This window comes from Phyllobacterium sp. (assembly GCF_037994405.1).
In the GTDB taxonomy this organism is placed as follows: Bacteria; Pseudomonadota; Alphaproteobacteria; order Rhizobiales; family Rhizobiaceae; genus Phyllobacterium.
The window spans coordinates 1-2,325 of record NZ_JBBNAN010000440.1 but is presented as its reverse complement, the minus strand read 5'-3'; the positions used below and the strand labels follow the sequence as shown (position 1 = coordinate 2,325).

Sequence of the window (2,325 nt, the reverse complement as noted above, 5' to 3'; positions counted from 1 at the left end):
CTGTTTCAGCTTCAATCTGGTTGACCGCGCTTTTCACGGCTTCAAGGTCCGTCACATCGAAATTCGAACCATGTGCATTATACCCGCCAGCCGCCAGCTCCGCGACCGCTGTATCGACCTTGGTTTGGTCCCGGCCGTTGATGATCACAGTGGCACCGTGTGCTGCCAGGCCCTTTGCCAAGGCGAAACCAATTCCCTGGCTGGACCCGGTAACAAGGGCGATCTTTCCTTCGAGACTGAACAGCGAATTGGGCATAGTCGGCGCTCCTACCTCATTTTATTGTCAAATCCGATGCATGGAACGAGCCACACCACTTCTTATGCTTGACATAAATGTTATCGATAACATATTCAAGTGCTACCCGTCAGAATGCGTCCCATATGAGAATCTGGCGGGCAAGGAGGAAACCATGAAAGCCGTCGTCATCCATGCTGCCAAGGATTTGCGCGTCGAAGAGAGAGACCCGGGTGATCCCGGCGCGGGCCAGTTGGACATCGCCGTTGAGGCGGGTGGAATCTGTGGCTCCGACCTCCATTATTACAATCACGGTGGCTTCGGTACGATCCGTTTGCGCGAACCGATGATCCTCGGTCACGAAATCGCGGGGACGATCAGGGCATTGGGTCAGGGCGTCAGCGGGTTCGCCATCGGCGATCGCGTTGCCGTCTCGCCAAGCAGACCGTGCAACACGTGCGACTATTGTTTGAAGGGCATGCAAAACCACTGCGTCCGCATGCGATTTTACGGCAGCGCCATGCCAATGCCGCATATTCAAGGCGCCTTCCGACAAAGATTAATCGCAGAGGCTTGGCAATGCCACAAAGTGGCTGACGGCGTGTCGATCAACGAAGCGGCTTTTGCCGAGCCGTTCGCGGTGACGCTCCATGCGGTCAATCGCGCCGGTTCGCTACTTGGCAAAAGAGTGCTCGTTACCGGCTGTGGTCCTATCGGCGCGCTGACCATCCTTGCTGCCCGGGCACATGGTGCGCAGGAAATTATCGCCACCGATGTGATGGATGCGGTCCTCGTCAAAGCACGCGAAGTGGGTGCTGACCGCACGATCAATGTGGCGGAGCAGGCAGAAGGACTTGCCGCCTATTCCATCAACAAGGGCTATTTCGATGTGATGTTCGAGGCCTCCGGCAACGAACGCGCTCTGAGGGCTGGCCTGGAAACCCTTCGTCCGCGTGGTGTCCTGATGCAGCTCGGCCTTGGCGGCGACATTTCGATACCGCAAAATATGATCGTTTCGAAAGAGATCGATCTGCGCGGCTCGTTTCGCTTCCATGAAGAATTCGCGCTGGCTGTCGATCTTATCAATCGACAGGCCGTTGATGTCAAACCGTTGCTAACTGGCATCTTCAACCTTGATGAGGCGATCAAGGCTTTCGAGATAGCGGGCGACCGTAGCCGTTCAATGAAGGTGCATCTGGCTTTCAGTTGAGGCGGGCCCATGTGCAGCATTTGTTCCATGACATCCGTCCGTGATCCACTGGCGTTGGTGCACCGAGCCGAAGTTCGACGCAGTTCGATCTTTGATGCCCCTGTTATGCCTGTTTGTCCTGGCAGCGGACGGACTCCGGGCGTCCGTATGCCAGCATGCGGTTGAGAACGGCGCAACCGATGGCGACCTCTGTCTGTTGAGCCGGAAAGGATCGGGCCCGCAGGCGTCGTCCGATTGAAGCCTTGTATCGCCCGATGGCGGTTTCGATCAGCGCACGCTTGCCGTATCCAGTGGCCGCCTGCCATTGCAGCCGACCGTCTTTTGCGATCGTCGCTATGTGCTTGTCCCCCGGGTGGCCCGGCGGAACCGCTTTCCACCGCCGTCGAACGCGGTGGAATGACGACGCTCGCCGTGCTGCTATGCTGCAGGACGGCCCGATAGGTTGGCTTGCCGTCATAGGCTCCGTCGGCTGTGCCCTTGTAGGCAAGCATGTCTTCCACCATGCGAAGGCTAAGCGGGAAGCGGAAGTACAGCCACACCGCCTCGGCGATAACTTCAGCTGGAAATGACGGCGATAGAGTGGATCACGGGCCTCGGTCATCACTCAAAGTTACAAAGAAACATCGCCAACTGGTTAAGTTTACAGTGCCAGGCAGAGTGCTGATGGGCGGAGAAATACCCGCCATGTTGCAACCGAGCCTCGGATCATGAAGCGCGGGCAAAAACACCGTGAACGTGAATTGCGCCCACGCATCTACCCCGCGCATCCTTCAACCGAATTTTGGATCCAGTTTCCCAGACTGATAACGTTTCGCCATCTCCGAAACGGGTAGCGCCTGGATCGCGGATGCATTGCCGGCCGTCCCGAATTCCTCGAAGC

At 57.4% G+C, this 2,325-nt stretch carries 2 protein-coding genes and 2 pseudogenes; 1 reads left to right on the top strand and 3 read right to left on the bottom strand.

Annotated elements, in window-relative coordinates:
- Positions 1 to 256 (bottom strand): SDR family NAD(P)-dependent oxidoreductase (locus AAAC48_RS23965; protein ID WP_340655284.1); only part of this gene is annotated, 256 nt, incomplete at its 3' end.
- 154 nt (positions 257 to 410) lie between these two features.
- Between AAAC48_RS23965 and AAAC48_RS23960 the strand changes: the two genes are divergently transcribed.
- Entirely contained in the window at positions 411 to 1,445 is a 1,035-nt protein-coding gene (locus tag AAAC48_RS23960) for an L-idonate 5-dehydrogenase (protein WP_340656590.1), read from the top strand.
- Positions 1,446 to 1,548: 103 nt separating this feature from the next.
- On the opposite strand, the pseudogene AAAC48_RS23955 reads toward AAAC48_RS23960, so the two are convergent.
- Together AAAC48_RS23955 and AAAC48_RS23950 are read right to left on the bottom strand one after the other, a co-directional pair.
- Positions 1,549 to 1,945 (bottom strand): annotated as a pseudogene (locus AAAC48_RS23955) (transposase); the annotation flags it as partial.
- Positions 1,919 to 2,046 (bottom strand): annotated as a pseudogene (locus AAAC48_RS23950) (IS6 family transposase); the annotation flags it as partial. The pseudogenes AAAC48_RS23955 and AAAC48_RS23950, both read right to left, overlap by 27 nt.
- Positions 2,047 to 2,325 lie beyond the last annotated feature (279 nt).

What these genes read in the sequence shown, in the direction of transcription:
- AAAC48_RS23960 (WP_340656590.1), top strand. Translation starts at nt 411, where the DNA reads ATGAAAGCCGTCGTCATCCATGCTGCCAAGGATTTGCGCGTCGAAGAG.